Origin of the sequence: Psychrobacter glacincola (assembly GCF_965118485.1) — a bacterium.
In the GTDB taxonomy this organism is placed as follows: Bacteria; Pseudomonadota; Gammaproteobacteria; order Pseudomonadales; family Moraxellaceae; genus Psychrobacter; species Psychrobacter glacincola_D.
The window spans coordinates 1-20,553 of record NZ_CBCPJH010000024.1; the positions used below are offsets into that span (position 1 = coordinate 1).

Below are 20,553 nucleotides of genomic sequence, written 5' to 3' on the forward strand. Positions count from 1 at the left end.
ACTTACTTTAATAGTGAAGAGTCGGCGCTTGAGTCCGATGGTTGGTTCGATACAGGCGATATTGCAACCATCAACGAAGATGGGTATTTAAGAATTCGAGATCGTGCCAAAGACTTAATCAAGTCGGGTGGTGAGTGGATATCATCAGTAGAGCTAGAAGATATTGCTATGTCGCATCCTTCGGTAGCTATGGCAGCGGTTATTGGCGCCACACATCCAAAATGGGATGAGCGTCCGGTTATCATCACCCAACTGGCGGTTGGCGAGCAGGTAAGCGAAGAAGCGCTACTCGCTCATTACGAAGGTAAAGTAGCAAAATGGCAGCTTCCTAATGCTGTCATCTTCGTAGAAGCAGTTCCGCTAAATGGTACTGGAAAAATGCTCAAAAAAGACTTACGCGAGCAGTATGGTAATCACCTTATTGAGCGCGGTTTGATTGACTAATTAAGCAATATTTCGGCTTTCATTTAAAAAAACATTTATTCGATAAGCTGTTGATACTACATATTTTGTAGTATCAACAGCTTTTTTTATAAGGTTAAGAGAATAATAGTCCTGCCTTCTATGGCAGAATGGGAGATATAGATCACATGGTTACCGTACTAAAGGCCAAGTATGCTTATGTAAATACCACTGGTAACTTAAAAATAAAACCAATGCTATCGATGCTATTTTAAATAATGATCTATTTGCAGTGGGGCTATGCAATTGCAGTACAAAAAGTGATGTCTTTCACAGCTGGCTGAGTCAGTTACTGCTACCCACTCTACATAGCTATTAGGGCGGTTATAGGAATGTTACTGAAGCTAAGATCGCCATCAGTAATTATATCTGGGGGTATTATCAATCCGTGAGAACGCACCATTTTAATGATTATTTGTCACCGCTAGAAAAAGAGAAACGTTACTTTAATCAAAACCTCTTATCAGGTGTCCTAAATTAGTTGACCACTATAGATTAGACTACTTGCCTACACGTAGTGTAAATCCAGTTAATACATCATCCATATAGATTTCAGTACCTTTAGCGGTATAGTCTACTGAATCGATAAATTTTTTGGTAAGTTTAACTTTCATATATCACCCATGCAGTAGTACATAACCATAGTGTTAGTAGTCGTCATACTTTAATTACTACAAGGGTCAAAGTATCAAGATAGTATCAAAAAATTAAATATATCATTGTATACGCATAAAATTTAAGCAACAAAAAACCCCGTAAACATTGAGTTTGCGGGGTTTAAATTTGGTGGGCCCAGTAGGACTTGAACCTACGACCAAAGGATTATGAGTCCTCTGCTCTAACCAACTGAGCTATGGGCCCTTTAGACGCACAATGATACCTGATTTTTATATATTTTCAAGTAAAACTTAGCAGATATAGCAGACTATTTGATTAAATGTGACTAATGACCACCAGCCAGTGTCAAACTTCGTCCACCATCCACTGTGATAATTTCGCCAGTAACATAACTGGCTTGTACCAAATACAGCACGCTGTGTGCAATTTCAGGAGGTATCCCTATACGCTGCATAGGGATAGAGCTTATAATTTTGTTTTGTTGCTCATTATCAAGCGCTTGGTCGCTATCCGCTTCGGGTAAAATATTCACTCCAGGAGCGACGCCGTTAACGCGTACATCAGGCGCCATATCAAGCGCTAGAGACTGTACCATCATCCGATGTGCTGCCTTTGCCATATTGTAGACGGTATAATTGGCAAACGGTTTATTATGCGCATGAATATCAAGTAGGCTGATAATACAGCCTTGCTGCATTTTTAGATAAGGATATAGCGCTTGGCTTAATAACAAAGGCGCTTTAGCATTGCTCAAGATCAGTTCATCCCATTGGTCATGATGAATACTTCCAAGTGGAGTAGGATAAAAGCGAGAAGCGTTATGTACCAGTACATCTAATTGTCCAAATGCTTGCATAATATTGTTAGTAAACTGCTCTAAAGTTTCACTGTTATTAACGACTGCCAAATCGGCCATAATAACCACAGCGCTATGAGCATGAGTCTCATTTAGCTCGTTAGCAAGAGCATTTGCTTCTTGCTCACTATGGTGACAGTGAATAATGACGCGATAGCCTTGCTTATGAGCTGCACGAACAATCGCAGCCCCAATGCGCTTAGCACTGCCCGTAACAAGCATAACAGGTGCAGATGTCGTCACCGGCTGAATGTTTTTAAGAGTTTGAGTCATAGTAATCTTTTAATCAGAACATGATTTTAAAGGGTCAAAATGTATAAAAAAGGATCGAATCTGTTTTCAGTCAGGCGATTTGAGTTTCTAAATGCTCAATTCTGCATTGACGTAAAGCTTCACCAATCGCTGGACCCTTGAGATTTTGGTCGATATCATTCATACCGATAGCGTGGAAGCTATTTAACGCTAACATCATTTGTCGATGTTGTATCGCTAGCTGCAAGACTTGGCTTGTGACCAAGAGCTGCGAGAGTTTTTCAGGCTCCTTATGGGCACTACAAGCTTGAATAAGGTCAATTTTTTCTGCTGCACTAAGCTGATTGATCACGTTTAATTTCTCAGCCTGTTGTATGAATAAAGTCGCAAACTGGGTCTGTACTTTTGGAACTTTAGTAGTATTGCCTATCTCATTAATTGCTTTGGCAGCTGTCACCGATTCATCAGGCTTTAAATCATTGGCGTTAAGATTAAATAACGACGAATTGAGGCTAGCCATTAAGATTGCCCAACGCTGTGATAAATTTAACTGCATTTGACCGGCAAAATATAGCGACGTCTGTACTGTTTCTCGTATCTGACCATCATTCCAGGCTTGATGTAATGAAGCAAAATACTCTGTGAGCGCGCCTATATCAAATAGCTGCTGCCAGTATACCTGCGGAGATAGTTGCATCATCGCGCGGCTCGATTCTTGCCAAATACGTTCATTACTTAAATGAGCAAGCTCGCCAGATGCCACCAACTGACGCATTAATAGCAAGGTTTCATCGGCGATGGTAAAACCTAGATCATAATAGCGGCTATAAAAGCGTGCCGTTCTTAGGACTCTTAAAGGGTCTTCGCTAAAGGCACTCGAGACGTGGCGCAAGGTCTTGTTCTCCATGTCAGCCAGTCCACCATAATAATCTATCACCTCACCATTTATTGGTGTATCGTCGGTTAGGCTAGTAACTTCTATTGCCATGGCGTTGACGGTCAAATCACGCCGCTGTAAATCTTCTTTTAAGCTAACGTTTGGACTGGCATGGACGCTAAAGCCCTGATAGCCAACCCCTTGTTTACGTTCAGTGCGTGCAAGCGCATACTCTTCACGGCTCACTGGATGCAAAAACACAGGGAAGTCTGCGCCTACCTGTTGAAACCCTGCATTCAGCATTTCTGCAATGGTTGCACCGACGACAACAAAGTCTTTATCTTTGATAGGACGCCCTAATAGCTGATCACGTACCGCACCGCCGACGAGATACACTTGCATAATATTCTCTTTGTCTTATTACTAATTAATCAAATTTTTACCAAAAAAAACCAGCCAACGCTATGAGCATTGGCCGGTTTTAGTATAGCAGACGGTCTCTACAAAAAACGATCGAGACGGTCTTAATTACGCACTTTAAAGAGCATAATTAGTTACTGCTGCTCGTTTTCTAAGTCTTGAGCTTCAGTGACGGCGAGCGCTGTCATATTGACCACACGGCGTGCTGTTGCTGATGGCGTCAAGATATGAACAGGTTTACTGCCGCCTAATAAAATAGGACCAATAGACGCGCTACCCGTTGCTGTCTTAAGCAAGTTAAAGGCAATATTTGCCGCATCTAGCGTCGGCAAGATAAGCAGATTTGCTGAACCTTTTAAATTGCTCGAAGGTAAGTCATGAGCACGGATATGCTCATCAAGTGCAGCATCACCTTGCATTTCACCATCGAATTCAAAGTCAACATTCATCTCTGTGAGCAGTTGATGTACCTTACGCATTTTCACTGCGCTGGCACGATCAGAAGTACCAAAGTTTGAATGTGATACCAACGCCACACGCGGAGTGATGCTAAAGCGGCGCAATTGCTCTGCTGCCAATACAGTCATTTCAGCCAATTGCTCAGCAGTTGGATCTTCATGGATATAAGTATCCGCAATAAAGATATTACGATCTTGCATGAGCACTGCATTCATCGCATAAAAATCATTGATACCTTCTTTTTTATCAATCACTCTGTCGACATACTTTAAATGCAGCTGATAGTGACCGAATGTACCACAAATCATGCCATCCGCATCGCCATTTTCAACCAAAAGTGCACCGATTAAAGAAGTTTTACGGCGTAAATCACGGCGAGCAAGCTCGATACTGACACCATTACGTTTGTTCTTCTCGTAGTAGCCTTTCCAGTAATCGGTGTAGCGTGGGTCATCATCAATATTGACAATAGTAATGTTTTCGCCATCTTTTAATCGTAGTGCTAGCTTGGCGATATTATTTTCAATGACTGAAGGACGACCGACCAAGATAGGATAAGCCAATTGCTCGTCGACGACCACTTGCACAGCTAACAATACATTGCTATCTTCGCCTTCACAGTAAACGATGCGCTTCGGATCGGCTTTTGCACGAGCAAAGATAGGTTTCATCACAAACGCTGAGTTATAGACAAACTCAGATAGACGCTGACGATAGGCTTTCATGTCGTCGATAGGAAGGGTTGCAACGCCTGAATCCATCGCCGCTTTGGCGACTGCAGAAGCAATTTCAATGATTAGGTTTGGCTCAAGTGGTCCTGGAATTAAGTATTCGCGACCAAAACTTGGCGTACTTTCAACGTTTTGCAAGTTGCTCATTGGCGTTGCTTCAACGTGTGCCATCGCAGCAATCGCACGTACGCAAGCAATTTTCATCTCTTCGTTAACGGTGGTCGCACCAACATCTAACGCACCGCGGAAGATATACGGAAAACACAAAGCATTGTTTACTTGGTTAGGATAGTCTGAGCGACCAGTCGCCATAATGACGTCTGGACGGACGGCATGGGCGAGTTCTGGCATAATCTCAGGGGTTGGGTTGGCAAGCGCAAAGATAATAGGATCTTTTGCCATACGGCGAACCATATCTTCTGTCAATGTACCCGGCATAGATAAGCCTAGGAACATATCGACATCATCGATGAGCTCTTCAATAGTCGTCGCTTTGGTGTCACGCGCATACATCTGCTTGGTTTCGTCTAGGTTCTCACGGCGAGTAGTAATAATACCGCGTGAGTCAGAAACGTAAATATTGTTTTTATTAACGCCAAGCGCACAGATAATGTTCAAGCATGAAATGGCTGCTGCGCCTGCACCTGAACAGATAATTTTAATATCTTCAATTTTTTTGCCAGTAATAATCAAGGCATTGAGCATCGCCGCGGCAACGATGATTGACGTACCATGCTGATCATCATGGAATACCGGAATGTTCATACGCTCACGCAATTCGCGCTCGATTTTGAAACATTCTGGTGCTTTGATGTCTTCTAAGTTAATACCGCCAAAGGTAGGCTCAAGAGAGGCAACCGCCTCGATGAATTTGTCTGGATCATTTTGAGCAATTTCAATATCAAAAACATCGATACCAGCAAATTTTTTGAATAAAACCCCTTTACCTTCCATTACAGGCTTTGATGCCAATGGACCAATATTTCCTAAACCTAATACTGCAGTACCATTGGTAATAACGCCGACCAAATTGCTACGCGCGGTGTATTTAGCCGCTAAAGAAGGATCTCTTTGAATCTCAAGACAAGGTACTGCAACACCTGGCGAATAGGCAAGCGCCAAGTCACGTTGGTTAGCCAATTGCTTGATAGGGGTAACCGAAATCTTACCCGGTCGTGGATGTGAATGGTAATGTAGGGCAGCCTGTTCAAACTGCTCTTTTTCCGTAGGGGTGTCCGTATTCAAAGTGATATCGTCATTCATAATAATTGCCATGGTTAGGATAAATTGGAATAAATTAAATGGTGATAAAAACTAATGCCTAATGCTCAAAAATCATAAAAGATGATCATGAGTGTATATTGATCATTAAAGAATGATGTGGGGTGCTTAGACGTCAAAATAAAACAATATTGTGCGAGAATGATTCTAGCATTATTGCCAATTATTTGCCTAGCAAGCAGCGTGTAACCCCTAAACAATATAATAAAATGATATTCGTTATTTATCTAGTTGATAATGCCAAAAAACCGACCTAAATATCAACCTTAAATGTAGCATATATTCAAAATATTACAGAAAAATTAACCATTAAGAAGAGCAGCTAATTGGCATTTGCGGTGCATGAGGCGCGGGCGGCATGGTATCAAGTTCGATGGCGCTATCATTTATAATATAAGGGTTAGCTAGTAAGTTGAATACCCGATTTAATTCATCGAACTGTCCTTGCTCTGCGGCAGTAATAACACGTTGAGCCATGCTATTACGCAATACATAAATAGGATTATTGGTTGTGATGTCGTCAATCGCTTGAGCAATAGATACCTGCTGTATTTGTGCTAAATAACGTGTTGCCCAATCTTGCAAGACTTGTGCTGCTTCATTGGTTAACTCAGCAGTCATTATTGTCAATAATTTCTGCTCATAAGGATGCTCATTTGGGGCGATTAAAGCCAATAATGCTCGGAAACTATTGGTATAGTCGAGTAAGTTATCTTCTAATAAGGTTAACCATTCAAAAGCCAAAGTTAAGCTCTCTTTTGCATGCGGCAATCCAAGCTTGCGGCATAACCCTTGCTGATAGTGCTGCATAAAGGTCGCTTCATAAGGTGCTAAACAATCTGCCAGCGTATCGCGTGTGACCCCAGCCTGCGTTAAGCGCATAAAGTGCGGCAGCCAAATGTTTAGATTCCAATGACCGATGGCAGGTTGGTTCTGGTAAGCATAGCGTCCGCTATGGTCGGAGTGATTGTTAATCCAAGCGGGATTAAAGCGTTCCATAAAGCCAAATGGACCGAAGTCTAAGGTGCTACCAGTAATAGATAAGTTATCCGTATTCATAACGCCATGAGCAAATCCAATCAACTGCCAATCGGCTATCATGCGCGCAGTCCGTTCAACCACAGCCTGTAAAAATGCTAGGACTGGCTTTTCACTATCGCGGCATTCTGGATAATAAGTATCAATCATATAATCGGTAAATTCGCTGAGCAAATCAGGAGCAAAGCTTGCTATCCATTCAACATGACCAAGGCGAATATGGCTGTCAGCGACACGCATTAACGCCGCACCAGCTTCTAGGCGTTCACGGCGTACGCGCGTATCAGACACCACAAATCCCAAGGCGTTAGATGAGGCAATACCAAGCTGAGTGAGGGCATGACCGCATAAATATTCGCGAATGGTACTGCGTAAGACTGCACGGCCATCACCCATGCGTGAGTAGGGCGTTAAACCTGCACCCTTCAGATGTAAATCTTGTAATTGATTATTTTTATCAAGTACTTGCGCCATCAATAATCCACGTCCATCACCCAACTGACCTGCCCATTGACCAAATTGGTGACCAGCATATGCCATTGATAAAGGCTTGAATTGTTCAGGCACATACTGCCCACCAAGTATCTCAACCCAGCGTGCCATTAAGTATTCATCTTCTGTCCAGCCTAGTTGCTGTGCAACCTGCATATTAAAATGACCGGTACGAGGGTTTTCTAGTGGGGTTGGCAGTTGCTCATGATAAAGGCGAGTGTCTAATTTGACGTAGGTATTTTGATAGCGCATAGAAGCCGTTCCAATTGAGAGATGAAAGCTAGGAGATAAGACTTAAGATATAGACCGAATAAACTCACTATAGCATAGCCTTGATATAGCAGCATTGCACTCTGTCAATCTCTTGTAAATCATGATTATTTATTACATGGTTGGTTATACATCACTATTTATCAATAGACATGATAATTTAATACCGCATAAAAAAATCCCCCTATCTTTACAGATAGAGGGAAGGAGAACCGTCACAATAGAAATACTAAATCGTTAAGCTTAAGCCGCTTTCGCGCTTTCACCGATAGAGCGAAACGCTGTTTTTAAATTACTATTATGTGCCAATATTTTTTGTTCAATCTTAGCATAATCTTGCTTCAACTCATGTTCAACTTCATGTAAGCGATCCGCAAACTCAGTCTTTTTCAGCTCAATCGTTTTGGCTTTAAGGGCTTGCCATTCTTCGACAGTCTGCGTAAAGGCATCATATTCAAACTTGATACGTTCTTGGAAGCTTTTCATAGCATGAGGAATATCGATACCACTCGATGTTGCCGTATCAATCTGCTGCTGTGCTGCTTTAAATTGCATTTGCACTTCAGCATGCTTAATCGTGGTGTCATCAACGGTACGTAGCTCGCTGGTCAAGCTAAGTTTCGATAAGCCTGCAATTAACCATTTGGTTGGATCATATTGCCACCATTTTACCCCATTACGATAATCGTATTGGAAGAAGTGATGGTAGTTATGATAACCCTCACCCCAGGTAAAGATAGCTAAGAAAAAGTTATCACGTGCACTATTAGTATCGGTATAAGGACGCGTACCAAACATATGACATAGCGAGTTGATAAAGAAGGTAAAATGATGCGTCAATACCAAGCGTAGTAGACCTACGATGATTAAAGTACCCCAAACATCACCTAGTAACCAACCAATCGCAGCGACCACGCCGATGTTCAGTGCCGCAACCCATAAACCGTAATATTTATGCTGAATTTGCAGCGTTCTATCTTTGGTTAGGTCAGGGATATTTTTATAATCAAACTTACCACTAGGATAATTGCGTAGCATCCAGCCCATGTGACTAAAGAAAAAGCCACGTTTCGCTGAATACGGGTCATCTAAGCGATCATCAACATGACGATGATGGCTACGATGACCTGAAACCCAATCAAAAGCTGAACCTTGTACAGCAAAGGTAGAACCTAGCAATAAAAAGTTTTTGACGATTGGATGCGCTTTATAAGCACGATGCGACAACAAACGGTGATAACCCGCTGTGATACTAATACCTGTCCAAACCATAAAAGCACCAAACACGCCCCAAACTGGTGCGCTAACTTGATGGGTAAACAGATACCATGGCGTAATGATAGCAGCAGCAATCGGCGTGGCTACCAGAATAGTCGCTGGAATCCAGTTAATCGGTGCTTTGGTAAACTCAAACTCACGCATATCGATGCTGTCTGCACTGGTAGAGACATCTTGCTCTCCTGCAGCATGAGCATAGTTGCGTTTGGCAACTGGTGTCTCATCAAGTGAGTTCTTCGCTTTATTCTCATCAAAACGCGTTCTAAAACGTGTGACTTGAGTGCTGGCGGTTTTGACAAATGTGTCACCAGATTTGATAGCGAAACGTAAGCCTTTAAGCGGTAAGCCAAGTGCTTTTTTTGCAATCATATAATATCCCTAACGGTATTAATTTAAGTCTCTATATTACCTTAAATACTTAGTAAAGTGAACACTTATACACTATAAAAATATTGCTAAATAACAATAACTTGTATCGTTTATGCGCTGTATTACCCTAAATAAGCAGTGACTTATCAGTTCTTGTGCGAGAGTGTAAGTAGGACGCTAAATATGTAGGCTAGAAGCATGCCTATTTAAGTACTGATAATATGTTTAGCACAGCAGATAACATGGATAATCGGTAATGATGACATCGACTTGCCAAGCTATTAGCTGTTTAATCGTTTCAATATCATTGACCGTCCAAGCACTAACAGGCAAATCATAGCGATGACAATACTGAATGACTTCTTGGTTTAGCAGTGGGTAGTGAATACCGAGTCGCGTGCAGCCCAGTTGCATAGCCGTATTGGGCGCAGTTGCTAATGATTCAGGCGTACGGATAAGTAATCCACGCGCTATGTGTCTTAATACAGTGGTACGTTGCAAGCGTGCATGCAGCTCAATATCAAAGCTGGTCAGTACGATAGGTAGGCTGGCAAGTGGACTGTCAATGAGGTCACGTATTAAAGCTTTTGTGAGTTTGGCATAATCAGTACGATTATGGGTCTTAACCTCAAGCTCAATATAACTGAAACCATTGAGTGCAGGCGCTATAGTAGGTAAGGCAATAATTGGCTGACCGAATTGTAAGTAACGCTGAATTTCAATAAGACTTAACTGGTCGATGCGTGATTGCTGGGCACACATGCGTTGTAGGTTGTCATCATGAAAGACGATCAGTTGCCCATCTCGGCTAAATTGCACATCAAACTCTACGCCTGCTACACCAGAAGGCTGTAGTTTTTGCGCATATTTAAAGCCTGAAAAAGTGTTTTCTAATGCTTCTCCACGCGCACCGCGATGACCGAGTAATAAGGTATTTTTAAAATCTATCATAATCAGTAACTGCCAACTGTTTTAAGTATTTTATTTCAATCATTCTACTTTGAGCGCCATAATTTGGATATGGTGCTTTTAAGATTATATTTTACCTATTGCTTTTATTTAGGAGCGACAATATCGAATACTATCGTCAGTCCTAAATAAAACAGAGAGCTACTGATATTCCCTCATGTAAATGTTGCAATATGTGGCTAAGCAAATTTCTATTTGTAGTTTTTTTGCAACTAAAACGGAATTTTGGACACAATGTTGAGCGTTATTTGTATATCAGTTGGCTAGATGGATGACCATTTCATACAAACACCGTATAATAATGTGGTTTTCAAATCTATTACAGAGCCTGTTTCGGTTAGATTTGAGTGTCATAGTTTAAACGTCAAATACTGTCCGTGAGCGGTGGTACGAATCAGCGAATTGGAGCAAAAGAGATATGAGCGTAGCAAATAAAAATGTGAGCAAGTGGTATAAAGTTGCTGGTATCGGCATGGTATGTGGTTTAGCGCTTGCTGGTTGTGATCGCTCAGAAAAAGAAGACGCTACTGATACAGTAGAGGTGACCGAGCAAGAAGGACAGGTCAGTGAAAACACGGCTGCCACAGTAGTAAGCTGTGATGACCCTATGGTACAAGATCGCCTTAAATCTGCTTTAAAAAATACGCTCAATCAACAAGCGCAAACGCTAGCAGTCAGTTATGCCAATGACGCAGAGATTGGTTTAAGCAGTGGTCTGGTCTCTACGAAAGCTGGCGGTATCATGATTGATGTACAAAACGCTGCCGTATTGCAAGCGACTAATGAAAATGGTCTGACCACTTGTCAAGCAAGCGTCAGCATGACATTGCCAAGTGAAGACTTATATCAAGCCAGCCAAGTGCAAGCCGCTAACAATCAGCCAAGTCTGCAATCACGCTTAGCCAATGACAATATTCGTATCAATAATAATATGCTTATCGACGACGCCTTTACTTATGTCGTTGGTAAGCAAGGTGGTCAAGTACGGACACGTATCGCAGGACAGCCAGCATTATTGACTGTCGTATCTGAAGTGATTGCTAGCTCAGCGCTGCAGTCAGCAATGGAAGAGCAGCGTGCCCAACGTGCCGCTCAGCAAGCTGAACGCCCAGCACAACAGAACAATACTGCCAGCCAGCCACGAGTAGTAGCGCCTGCTGCGCCTGTACGTCCAGCACAACCTGCTACACCGCCTACTGTGAATCAAAATAGTCAGAGTAGTAATAACCAGAGTAATAATCAAGCAGCAGCAACGCCTAAACCTAGTAATACCGCACCTGCCACTCCAGAAGCACCAAAAGCGACGCCTAAAGATGAAAGTATCGATATGGTGATTATTGAAGATAAAGACGCGACTTATTAATAATTCTTCTGCTCAATATTGATAAATATAGTTCAATAAAAAACGCCCGCAACTAATGAATTGCGGGCGTTTTTTTATTGATGATTCAGTATTTTTATTATTTATCAGCGAATTTTTGTAATACCTGACTGTCCCATAGGACTTCAGAAACCTGCTCAGGGTCGGTGCAAAAACGTGCAGCGACAAATAGCCAATCAGATAGGCGATTGATAAAACTTACTGCTGTCGGACGAATAGATTCTGGGCGCTGTTGTTGCAATAGTACTGCTTGGCGTTCAGCGCGGCGGCAAACAGTACGTGCCACGTGTAATTGGCTGACTAATAGTGAGCCTGTCGGTAAGATAAAATCTTTAAGCGGTGGCAACTTCGTATTCATCGCATCGATTTGCTGCTCTAACCAATCGATATGAGTGACATTGACACCTTCATACTCTGGCATCGACAGCTCGCCACCGATATTGAATAATAAGTGTTGAATAATGACTAAGGCTTGAGCAAAGTCAGCTTGTTGAGTATGCTCAATCGGCGTTTGCGTAAGCTGCGCGCGTACCAAGCCGATATGCGAGTTCAGCTCATCCACATCACCCATCACACTAAATAGACTATCAGCCTTGCTGACACGACTGCCATCTGCCATGCCCGTACTGCCATCATCACCAGTACGTGTATAAATTTTGCTTAAACGATTACCCATATCTCTATCCTTAACTATTTAGTATTTTTATCATTACAGGGTTTTACTTGCGCGCTCATTGTAGTATTTTACGAGCGTTTTCGCTAAGATAATGAGTTAAATTTTATCTTGGTAATCTGCTTACCATTAATTTAGACATTAACCGCTTATGTAAGTGCGTTTTTATTTGTTAGGCTTGTTTTTTCTTATACTTTTAATCAAAAAGGCTGTATTACTATGACTATAACTCTTGCAGACGCTATGTCTCAGCTTGCTATTTACGATTCACTCACTGGTCGCAAGCAATCATTCAAGCCACTGGTTGCAGGCGAAGTTGGTATGTATGTCTGTGGCATGACGGTTTATGATTATTGTCATATTGGTCATGCGCGAGTGATGGTTGCCTTTGATATGGCAGTGCGCTGGCTTGCGCAGCTAGGCTATGAGGTGAATTACGTACGTAATATTACCGATATTGATGACAAAATCATCAATCGTGCAGCGGAGAATGGTGAAGAGATTGGTGCGTTAACGCAGCGATTTATTACCGCCATGCACGAAGATGCGACAGCACTTGGTTGCCTATCACCTAATGCAGAGCCGCGTGCAACCGACCATATCGATGAGATGCAACAAATGATTGCAACGCTAGTCACTAACGATTATGCCTATGCGGGCGATAATGGCGACGTGTATTATGCGGTCGATAGCTTTGCTGATTATGGCAAATTATCGAAACGTAATCTTGATGAGATGCAGGCAGGTTCGCGGGTTGTTGTTGAAAATGATAAACGTAATCCGTTTGATTTTGTTTTATGGAAAGCGGCGAAACCTGGTGAGCCACAATGGATGTCGCCTTGGGGTCAAGGACGTCCAGGCTGGCATATTGAATGTTCGGCGATGTCGACCAAATGCCTTGGCAATACTTTTGATATTCACGGTGGCGGTCATGATTTACAATTCCCGCATCATGAAAACGAGATTGCGCAATCTGAAGCGGCTACTGGTTGTGAATACGCGCGCAATTGGATGCATGTCGGCTTTATTAATGTCGACGGCGAAAAAATGTCTAAATCGCTAGATAACTTCTTTACCATCCGTGATGTCATGGCAAAATATCTACCAGAAACGGTGCGCTTTTTCTTATTATCGAGCCATTATCGTAGCCAAGTAAACTTCTCTGATAGCGCTTTAGATGAAGCTCATAATAGCCTAAGCAGGTTGTATCAAGCATTAAAAGTTGCTGAACAACAAAAAGGTCAAACGCTTATCATCGATGACGCATTGATTAATAGCGCCTATGCAAGCGCAGCCGGACAAGACTTTATCAAAGCCATGAATGATGACTTTAATAGCTCAACTGCGATCAGTGTGCTGTTTGGATTGGCACGTGATATCAATAAAGCAGGCAAAGTAGAAGATGTAGAGACTGCATGGCAATTAGCGCAGCAATTAAAAGCGTTGGCGCAAACGCTCAATATTTTACAGCAGCCTGTTCAACAGTTCTTGCAAGCCGTAATTGGTGAAGCCGCAGAAGATGATTTAACAGATGACGCTATCGATGGTTTAATAATCGAGCGTACTGATGCCAAAACCAGTAAAGATTTTGCCCGTGCTGATGAGATACGTGTGCAGTTAAAGGAAGCGGGTATTGAATTAGAAGATAGCCGCGCTGGCACGACTTGGCGACGCGCTTAACGTAAAAGCTAAAATTAGTACATGCATCAAGCAACCAGTATGCTTAGAAATTTATGCTCAGAAATTAAGTCAGCTTAACGCTGGCTTTTTTTTGTAGAGTACATTAGCTTAAGCTTATACATAGGTCAGATATATATCGTATGAAAAATAATCATCAGTCTTTGGTTTCTAACTTGGATTCTAACAACGTTCAAGCTTTGCAATGCGGCATGGGTGGCAAAGGCATCAATTCTGGCGACGCCAAGAGTGATGTTTTTACTGCTTTTACTGTTGGCGATAAAAGGATTATTAAACACTCAAACGTATGGCAATTTACCCTCAGTATATTTGTCATGATATTGAGTATCGTTTATGTTCCTGTATATGCCGCTACTAGTGATGCTCTAGCGATTAATAATCAAAGTGATGTAAAAGCTCAAAATTATAACGCAGCAGAAAAAAGTACTGTACCAGAAAATATAGTTGATTATGCAGCGCAGAAAATTGAGGGTATTAAAGCAGAAGGAGTCAGCGTTTCTGCCATCGCAGAAGAAATGACTAGTCCGATAGAAAAAAACACGGTGCAGCAAGCAGGGGTGCTACAAGGAGACTCAGGTCTTACTGGTGATTATAATGAAGGCTATTATTCTTTAAATAAGCTCAATACCGGTTTGCCGCCATTATCTGAGCCGCCGAATTTGTCGACACCCCTTGCAACCTTAGAGTTTTTCCAATCAGCTGTGATGAAGCAGCAATATGACTTGGCCGCTTATGCACTAAATATGAATCTGATTGATGCCGATTCGCAATCAAGTCGAGCCATGGATTTGGTCAAGCAACTGGATTTTTTATTGGTTGAAAAAAAGCTCTATGTGTTCGATAAACTGCCTGATCGACCTGATGGTTTGATTGAGCCGCCGCTTGGTAGTACTAGCAGTATTCAAGGTATTCCTAGGCGCTCCATTCAGCTTGGGTATATTGATTATCGCGAACGCCGAGTGCCACTGCATCTAGAGCGTGTGCGTCTTGATGATGGAACGCCTTTTTGGGTATTCTCAGCACAGACGGTAGCAAATATTGACAAACTGTATGAACAGTATCATCCGGCAAAATTTGAGCGTTATTTACCGGATTGGACCAAGATTAAATTTTTCGGTATTGCTATCTGGGAGTTTTTGGCATTATTTGTATTTTTCGCCTTTACGATGGGTATCGGCTGGCTACTCAGTATTGCCGCGGGGAAACTCCTTAATTGGTATGTGATGGATAAAGAGGGTAACCGCCTTGGTACCCTTCATCATAACGGGGTGGAAGATTTGGTCAATAAGTTGACCGTGCCTTTAACCTTTACACTCAGTTTTTCATCTGTTTATACCTTGGTTTCCGGTGGTTTTCCTTATTTGGATGCTTTGGCTTCATCAACCCGTCCCATTGTTTGGATAGCACTGGTCTTTAGTGCGATGTGGCTTGGTATTCGAGCCATTAACTTTTTTGCCAATCGTTATAAAGATTTGCAAATTGAAAACCTAAGCGATGAGCATTTTGATAAAAGTCGTAGCCGCCGAACCTACATGTCTATCTTTCGCCGGGTTTTTATCTTTGTCATGATTTTGGGCGGGATTTGGATTGGCTTGAGCGAATTTACCAATATTGATGGACTAGGTAAGACTTTATTAACTTCAGCTGGTATTGCGGGTGCGGTCATTGGTATCGCCGCGCAACCTATTTTAGGTAATATTATCGCCGGAATGCAGGTTGCGATTACCCAGCCTGTACGTATCGGTGATACAGTCATGATGGAGGGCGAGTGGAGTACGATTGAGGATTTGGGCTATACCTATGCGGTACTCAAGACATGGGATGAGCGCCGATTGATCGTCCCTATGCGTCATTTTATTACGGAAATTGTAGAAAACTGGTCACATACGGAATCGCATCAAACGTCAGTGATTTATCTCTATGTCGATTATGGCGCTGATATTGATGCTATTCGGCAGAAATATATTGAGCTTGTAAAAAAGAATGGACTATGGGATAGCGAAGTTGAGCCTGAATTGTATACGGTATCAGTATCCGAGAGTAGTATTAAGCTGCGCTGTAGTCAAGCATCTGATAGCCCAATCAACGCATGGACACTTGAATGTGAAGTGCGCGAGGAGATGATGAGTTATTTATATACGGAACAAAAAAACTATCTACCAGCTGAGCGTTTGATAATTAAAACCAATTACAGTTAAATACTGATTATTATTTTTAAGTAATTAATAGGGTTACTGTAGCAAAATAGGCTGACAAATAAGTTATGCGAATGCTGGTATTATTTGCTATAATATGGCGTTATTTTTAAAGGATAATTCAGCTATTAAGCGTTGAGTAATCGTGTTTTAGGGTAAGTAGAGGCGCTATATTTGCGAATTTACCGAGCTAATAATATTATTGCCAATGATAAATGAATGATGTGCTGAGTGAATGTTGGTATTTAAAATTTATTCTGCACAGTTTTATCGCTATTTACTGGGTCTTTATGACCTAACAAGGTGAATAAAGCGCTCGTTTATTGTCTTGATGTTGCATTGTCTACCCATCAAAATAACCACTACTAGGGGTCTGTATGTTGCGAATTGTCGATGAAGCCTTAACCTTTGATGACGTTTTATTATTGCCAGCTTATTCAGAAATACTGCCAAAAGCTACTAATCTAACGACACGTCTTACAAAAAGCATCACACTGAACTTACCGCTTATCTCTGCTGCTATGGATACCGTTACTGAGTCCGAGATGGCCATTACCATGGCACAGCTTGGTGGCTTAGGTATCTTGCATAAAAGTATGGATATTGACAGACAAGCCATGCAAGTGCGCCGCGTCAAGAAATTTGAAGCAGGTACAGTGGTAGATCCTATTACGGTCCATCCAGAGATGACTATCGGTGAGTTATTAAGACTGACCCAAGACAATAATATCTCAGGCGTACCAGTGGTCGAGAAGGGCACGGATAAAGTAGTCGGTATCGTCACTCATCGTGATTGGCGTTTTGAGACCAATCTATCATTGCCTGTTAGCCATATCATGACGCCCCAAGATCAGCTGGTTACCGTAAAAGAAGGTGAGAGCAATGAGAATATTAAAAGACTGCTACATGAGCACCGTATCGAAAAGGTCATTGTAATTAATGATGATTTTCGTTTGCGCGGTCTGATTACGGTTAATGATTTTGCTAAAGCTGAAAACAACCCAAATGCTTGTAAAGATGAGCAAGGTCGCCTGCGTGTTGGCGCAGCTGTTGGTACAGGCGCAGATACCCAAGCGCGCGTTGAGGCTTTAATTGCCGCTGACGTCGATATCCTTGTTGTTGACACGGCGCATGGTCATTCAAAAGGCGTGATTGATAAAGTATCTTGGATTAAAAAGAACTTTCCGCACGTACAAGTGATCGGTGGTAATATCGCTACAGGCGACGCTGCTAAAGCGTTACGTGATGCTGGAGCAGATGCTGTGAAAGTTGGTATTGGTCCAGGATCTATCTGTACCACACGTATTATCGCGGGTGTTGGTATGCCGCAAATATCTGCCATTGATAGTGTTGCAACTGCTTTGCAAGACAGTATTCCATTGATTGCTGATGGTGGTATTCGCTACTCAGGCGATATGGCAAAAGCCATTGCTGCAGGTGCCTCTTGTATAATGGTTGGTTCGCTTATGGCAGGTACCGAAGAAGCACCGGGTGAAGTTGAGCTATTCCAAGGTCGCTACTATAAAGCTTATCGCGGTATGGGTAGCTTGGGCGCTATGTCAGGTCAAAACGGCTCATCAGATCGCTATTTCCAAGATGCCAAAGACGGTGTCGAAAAATTGGTACCAGAAGGTATCGAAGGTCGTGTACCGTATAAAGGTCCAGTTGCTGGTATCGTTAACCAAATGGTTGGTGGCTTGCGCTCATCTATGGGTTATACGGGCTGTGCAACGATTGAAGAGATGCGTACTAAGCCACAGTTTGTGAAAGTGACTTCAGCTGGTATGAAAGAATCACATGTCCATGATGTACAGATTACTAAAGAAGCACCTAACTATCGCGTTGACTAATGGTAATTTTGACGCTGTAGGGTGCAATAACGGGCAGTCTGACTGCGTCAAGTGACATTAAGATACAAACAGCCAACAATGCCTTGTTATTGTTGGCTGTTTTTTTTGTAAAATACAATAATAGATTATTTTAATAATAATTGATAATGACTTATCCTTGTTAATTATTAAAACCACTTAGCCTGCGTGTACGTCTGGCCTTTTACTTTTATACTTAAGGAACAATAATAATGAGCTACTTTGGCACCGATGGTATTCGCGGAAAATTTGGTGAGCTGCCAATTACGCCAGACTTTATCTTGAAACTAGGGTATGTAACTGGGCTTGTGCTGATAGAAAATAATGATAATTCTGCTCGTAAGCCAAGCGTGGTAATTGGTAAAGATACACGGCTGTCAGGCTATGTGATTGAAGGCGCATTACAAGCAGGTTTTAACGCAGCTGGCGTTGATGTATATATGCTAGGACCACTGCCAACGCCCGCTATTGCGCACTTAACACGTAGTTTTAATGCCGATGCAGGTGTGGTTATTTCTGCTTCTCACAATCCTTATTTTGATAATGGTATTAAGCTCTTTTCAGGTGACGGCAAAAAATTGACCGATGAGATGCAAAATGCCATCAACGATAAATTAAAAGCTATTATGGCTGCTACAGGTAGTAATGACACACTGATGCCTATTCTTGACCCTGCGCAATTGGGTAAAAATAATCGTATCGATGATGCAAAAGGGCGCTATATTGAATTCTGTAAAGGTAGTTTTCCTTATCAGTATGACTTAGATCATCTGACTGTGGTCGTCGACTGTGCAAATGGTGCAGGCTATAGTGTGGCACCTCGTGTCATGCGTGAGCTTGGCGCCAATGTCATCGCCATTAATAATAAGCCTGACGGTATCAATATTAATGCTGATTGCGGCTCAACCCATCCTAAAGGCTTACAAGCAGCGGTGCTTAAATACGAAGCCGATGTCGGTATTGCCTTAGATGGTGATGGTGACCGTATTGTAATGGTCGATGAAGCCGGTAATTTGGTTGATGGTGATGGCATCTTATATGTACTCGCTACCCAAGGTATAAATAAAGCCAAAGGCGTCGTTGGGACATTAATGAGTAATATGGGTTTAGAGTTGGCACTAAAAGCAGCTGAGATTGAGTTTACACGTGCAAAAGTAGGCGATCGTTATGTGATGCAAGAGCTTGAAGCAAACGGTTGGATATTAGGCGGCGAGCCATCAGGTCATATTTTATGCTTGGATAAAAGCCGAACGGGCGATGCCATTATCGCAAGTTTACAGATACTTGCAGTTATGCAAGCAAGAGGTAAAGCGCTGAGCGATTTAACTGAAGGCTTTGAAGTGTTACCACAAAAGCTGGTCAATGTACGACTATCTCAAATGCAAGATCCGTTTGAGCATGAAGAGTTGGTTGCCGCTTTTGATAAAGCACGTGCTACTTTAGAAGGTCGTGGTCGACTACTTATTCGCCAATCTGGTACTGAGCCGATGATTCGAGTGATGGTTGAGTCAGATGATGAGATAGAATGTGATGTAATGGCAAATGATTTAGCAGATAAAATCAAAGCTATATTGGGCTAGTAGTATTTAAATATAAAACTATTAAAATAAGCTATTAAAAAAAGGAAGCATCATGAGTATGGACTTTACTGATCAGCGTTTATCATATGAAAAAGGTCAACTTGACCAACAGTCAGTACCAACATCACCGTTTGAGCTGTTAAAGGCTTGGATGAATGAAGCAATAGAGGCGCAGGTACAAGAGCCTTATGCGATGAGTTTGGCGACTTGCGGCGCCGACAGTAAACCTAGCGTGCGCATCGTTTTATTACGTGAGATTACGGATAAAGGTATCGTGTTTTATACCAATTATGAAAGCGCTAAAGGTCAAGATATTGCTGAAAACCCTAATGCAGAAGCATTGTTCTTTTGGCATAAACTTGAGCGTCAGATTCGTATCAGCGGCAGTATTGCCAAAATTGATGCTGATAAATCTGAGGCTTACTTCCAAAAGCGTCCGCATGACAGTCAAGTAGGGGCATGGGTCAGCCAGCCACAAAGCGGTGAAGTTGCCAATCGTGAGGTGATGGAGCAGACGTTTGAGCAGTTGCAAACAGATTATCCAGAAGGCACCGCCGTACCAACGCCAGAGTTTTGGGGTGGTTATGAGATTACTATCAGTGATATTGAGTTTTGGCAAGGTCGCGCCAATCGGATGCATGACCGCATTGTCTATCATAAAAAGGCAGATGGTAGCTTTAGCACCAAACGCTTATTGCCTTAAGTGCAATAGATAGTTGATGATATAAACTTATGAGAAGTTAATATCTATAAAAAAGCCACTTTACATGCCATATTCATATGGCA

Annotated in this window: 14 protein-coding genes and 1 tRNA gene; 7 read left to right on the forward strand and 8 right to left on the reverse strand. The window is 42.1% G+C overall.

Annotation, left to right across the window (positions count from 1 at the left end):
* Positions 1-444: AMP-binding enzyme (locus ACMHKH_RS09775; RefSeq protein WP_413520450.1), on the forward strand; the 444-nt coding region annotated here is incomplete at its 5' end.
* 802 nt (positions 445-1,246) lie between these two features.
* Here the strand turns inward: ACMHKH_RS09775 and ACMHKH_RS09780 are convergent.
* From ACMHKH_RS09780 to ACMHKH_RS09810, 7 genes are all read right to left on the reverse strand, one after another.
* A tRNA-Ile gene (locus ACMHKH_RS09780) sits at positions 1,247-1,323 on the reverse strand.
* Positions 1,324-1,405: 82 nt separating this feature from the next.
* Entirely contained in the window at positions 1,406-2,209 is an 804-nt protein-coding gene (locus ACMHKH_RS09785) for a pteridine reductase (RefSeq protein ID WP_413520451.1), read from the reverse strand.
* A gap of 70 nt (positions 2,210-2,279) precedes the next feature.
* A complete protein-coding gene (locus tag ACMHKH_RS09790) occupies positions 2,280-3,467 on the reverse strand; it encodes a tRNA nucleotidyltransferase (RefSeq protein ID WP_413520452.1) in 1,188 nt (395 codons plus the stop codon).
* Positions 3,468-3,619: 152 nt separating this feature from the next.
* Entirely contained in the window at positions 3,620-5,938 is a 2,319-nt protein-coding gene (locus ACMHKH_RS09795; RefSeq protein ID WP_413520453.1) for an NADP-dependent malic enzyme, read from the reverse strand.
* Positions 5,939-6,265: 327 nt separating this feature from the next.
* Positions 6,266-7,738 (reverse strand): protein adenylyltransferase SelO, encoded by a 1,473-nt coding sequence (locus tag ACMHKH_RS09800; RefSeq protein WP_413520454.1) that lies wholly within the window; start codon positions 7,736-7,738, stop codon positions 6,266-6,268.
* Between the two features lie 261 nt (positions 7,739-7,999).
* Entirely contained in the window at positions 8,000-9,178 is a 1,179-nt protein-coding gene (locus ACMHKH_RS09805) for an acyl-CoA desaturase (protein ID WP_413520488.1), read from the reverse strand.
* A 450-nt stretch (positions 9,179-9,628) separates the two neighbouring features.
* Complete coding sequence (locus tag ACMHKH_RS09810) at positions 9,629-10,354, reverse strand: glycerophosphodiester phosphodiesterase (RefSeq protein WP_413520455.1); 726 nt, start codon at positions 10,352-10,354, stop codon at positions 9,629-9,631.
* Positions 10,355-10,790: 436 nt separating this feature from the next.
* Here ACMHKH_RS09810 and ACMHKH_RS09815 point away from each other — a divergent pair, with 436 nt between their 5' ends.
* Positions 10,791-11,735 carry a hypothetical protein gene (locus ACMHKH_RS09815; RefSeq protein ID WP_413520456.1) on the forward strand — a complete coding sequence of 315 codons (945 nt, stop codon included), beginning with the start codon at positions 10,791-10,793 and terminating at the stop codon, positions 11,733-11,735.
* 97 nt (positions 11,736-11,832) lie between these two features.
* Here the strand turns inward: ACMHKH_RS09815 and ACMHKH_RS09820 are convergent, their stop codons facing one another.
* Positions 11,833-12,429 carry a cob(I)yrinic acid a,c-diamide adenosyltransferase gene (locus ACMHKH_RS09820; RefSeq protein WP_413520457.1) on the reverse strand — a complete coding sequence of 199 codons (597 nt, stop codon included), beginning with the start codon at positions 12,427-12,429 and terminating at the stop codon, positions 11,833-11,835.
* Positions 12,430-12,645: 216 nt separating this feature from the next.
* Between ACMHKH_RS09820 and cysS the strand changes: the two genes are divergently transcribed.
* The 5 genes from cysS to pdxH all read left to right on the forward strand — a co-directional run bounded on the left by cysS (position 12,646) and on the right by pdxH (position 20,470).
* Complete coding sequence (gene cysS / locus ACMHKH_RS09825; RefSeq protein ID WP_413520458.1) at positions 12,646-14,106, forward strand: cysteine--tRNA ligase; 1,461 nt, start codon at positions 12,646-12,648, stop codon at positions 14,104-14,106.
* Positions 14,107-14,246: 140 nt separating this feature from the next.
* Positions 14,247-16,322 carry a mechanosensitive ion channel family protein gene (locus ACMHKH_RS09830; protein ID WP_413520459.1) on the forward strand — a complete coding sequence of 692 codons (2,076 nt, stop codon included), beginning with the start codon at positions 14,247-14,249 and terminating at the stop codon, positions 16,320-16,322.
* 374 nt (positions 16,323-16,696) lie between these two features.
* Complete coding sequence (guaB, locus tag ACMHKH_RS09835; RefSeq protein ID WP_413520460.1) at positions 16,697-18,169, forward strand: IMP dehydrogenase; 1,473 nt, start codon at positions 16,697-16,699, stop codon at positions 18,167-18,169.
* A 230-nt stretch (positions 18,170-18,399) separates the two neighbouring features.
* Positions 18,400-19,767 carry a phosphoglucosamine mutase gene (gene glmM / locus ACMHKH_RS09840; RefSeq protein ID WP_413520461.1) on the forward strand — a complete coding sequence of 456 codons (1,368 nt, stop codon included), beginning with the start codon at positions 18,400-18,402 and terminating at the stop codon, positions 19,765-19,767.
* Positions 19,768-19,819: 52 nt separating this feature from the next.
* Positions 19,820-20,470 carry a pyridoxamine 5'-phosphate oxidase gene (pdxH, locus tag ACMHKH_RS09845; RefSeq protein ID WP_413520462.1) on the forward strand — a complete coding sequence of 217 codons (651 nt, stop codon included), beginning with the start codon at positions 19,820-19,822 and terminating at the stop codon, positions 20,468-20,470.
* Positions 20,471-20,553 lie beyond the last annotated feature (83 nt).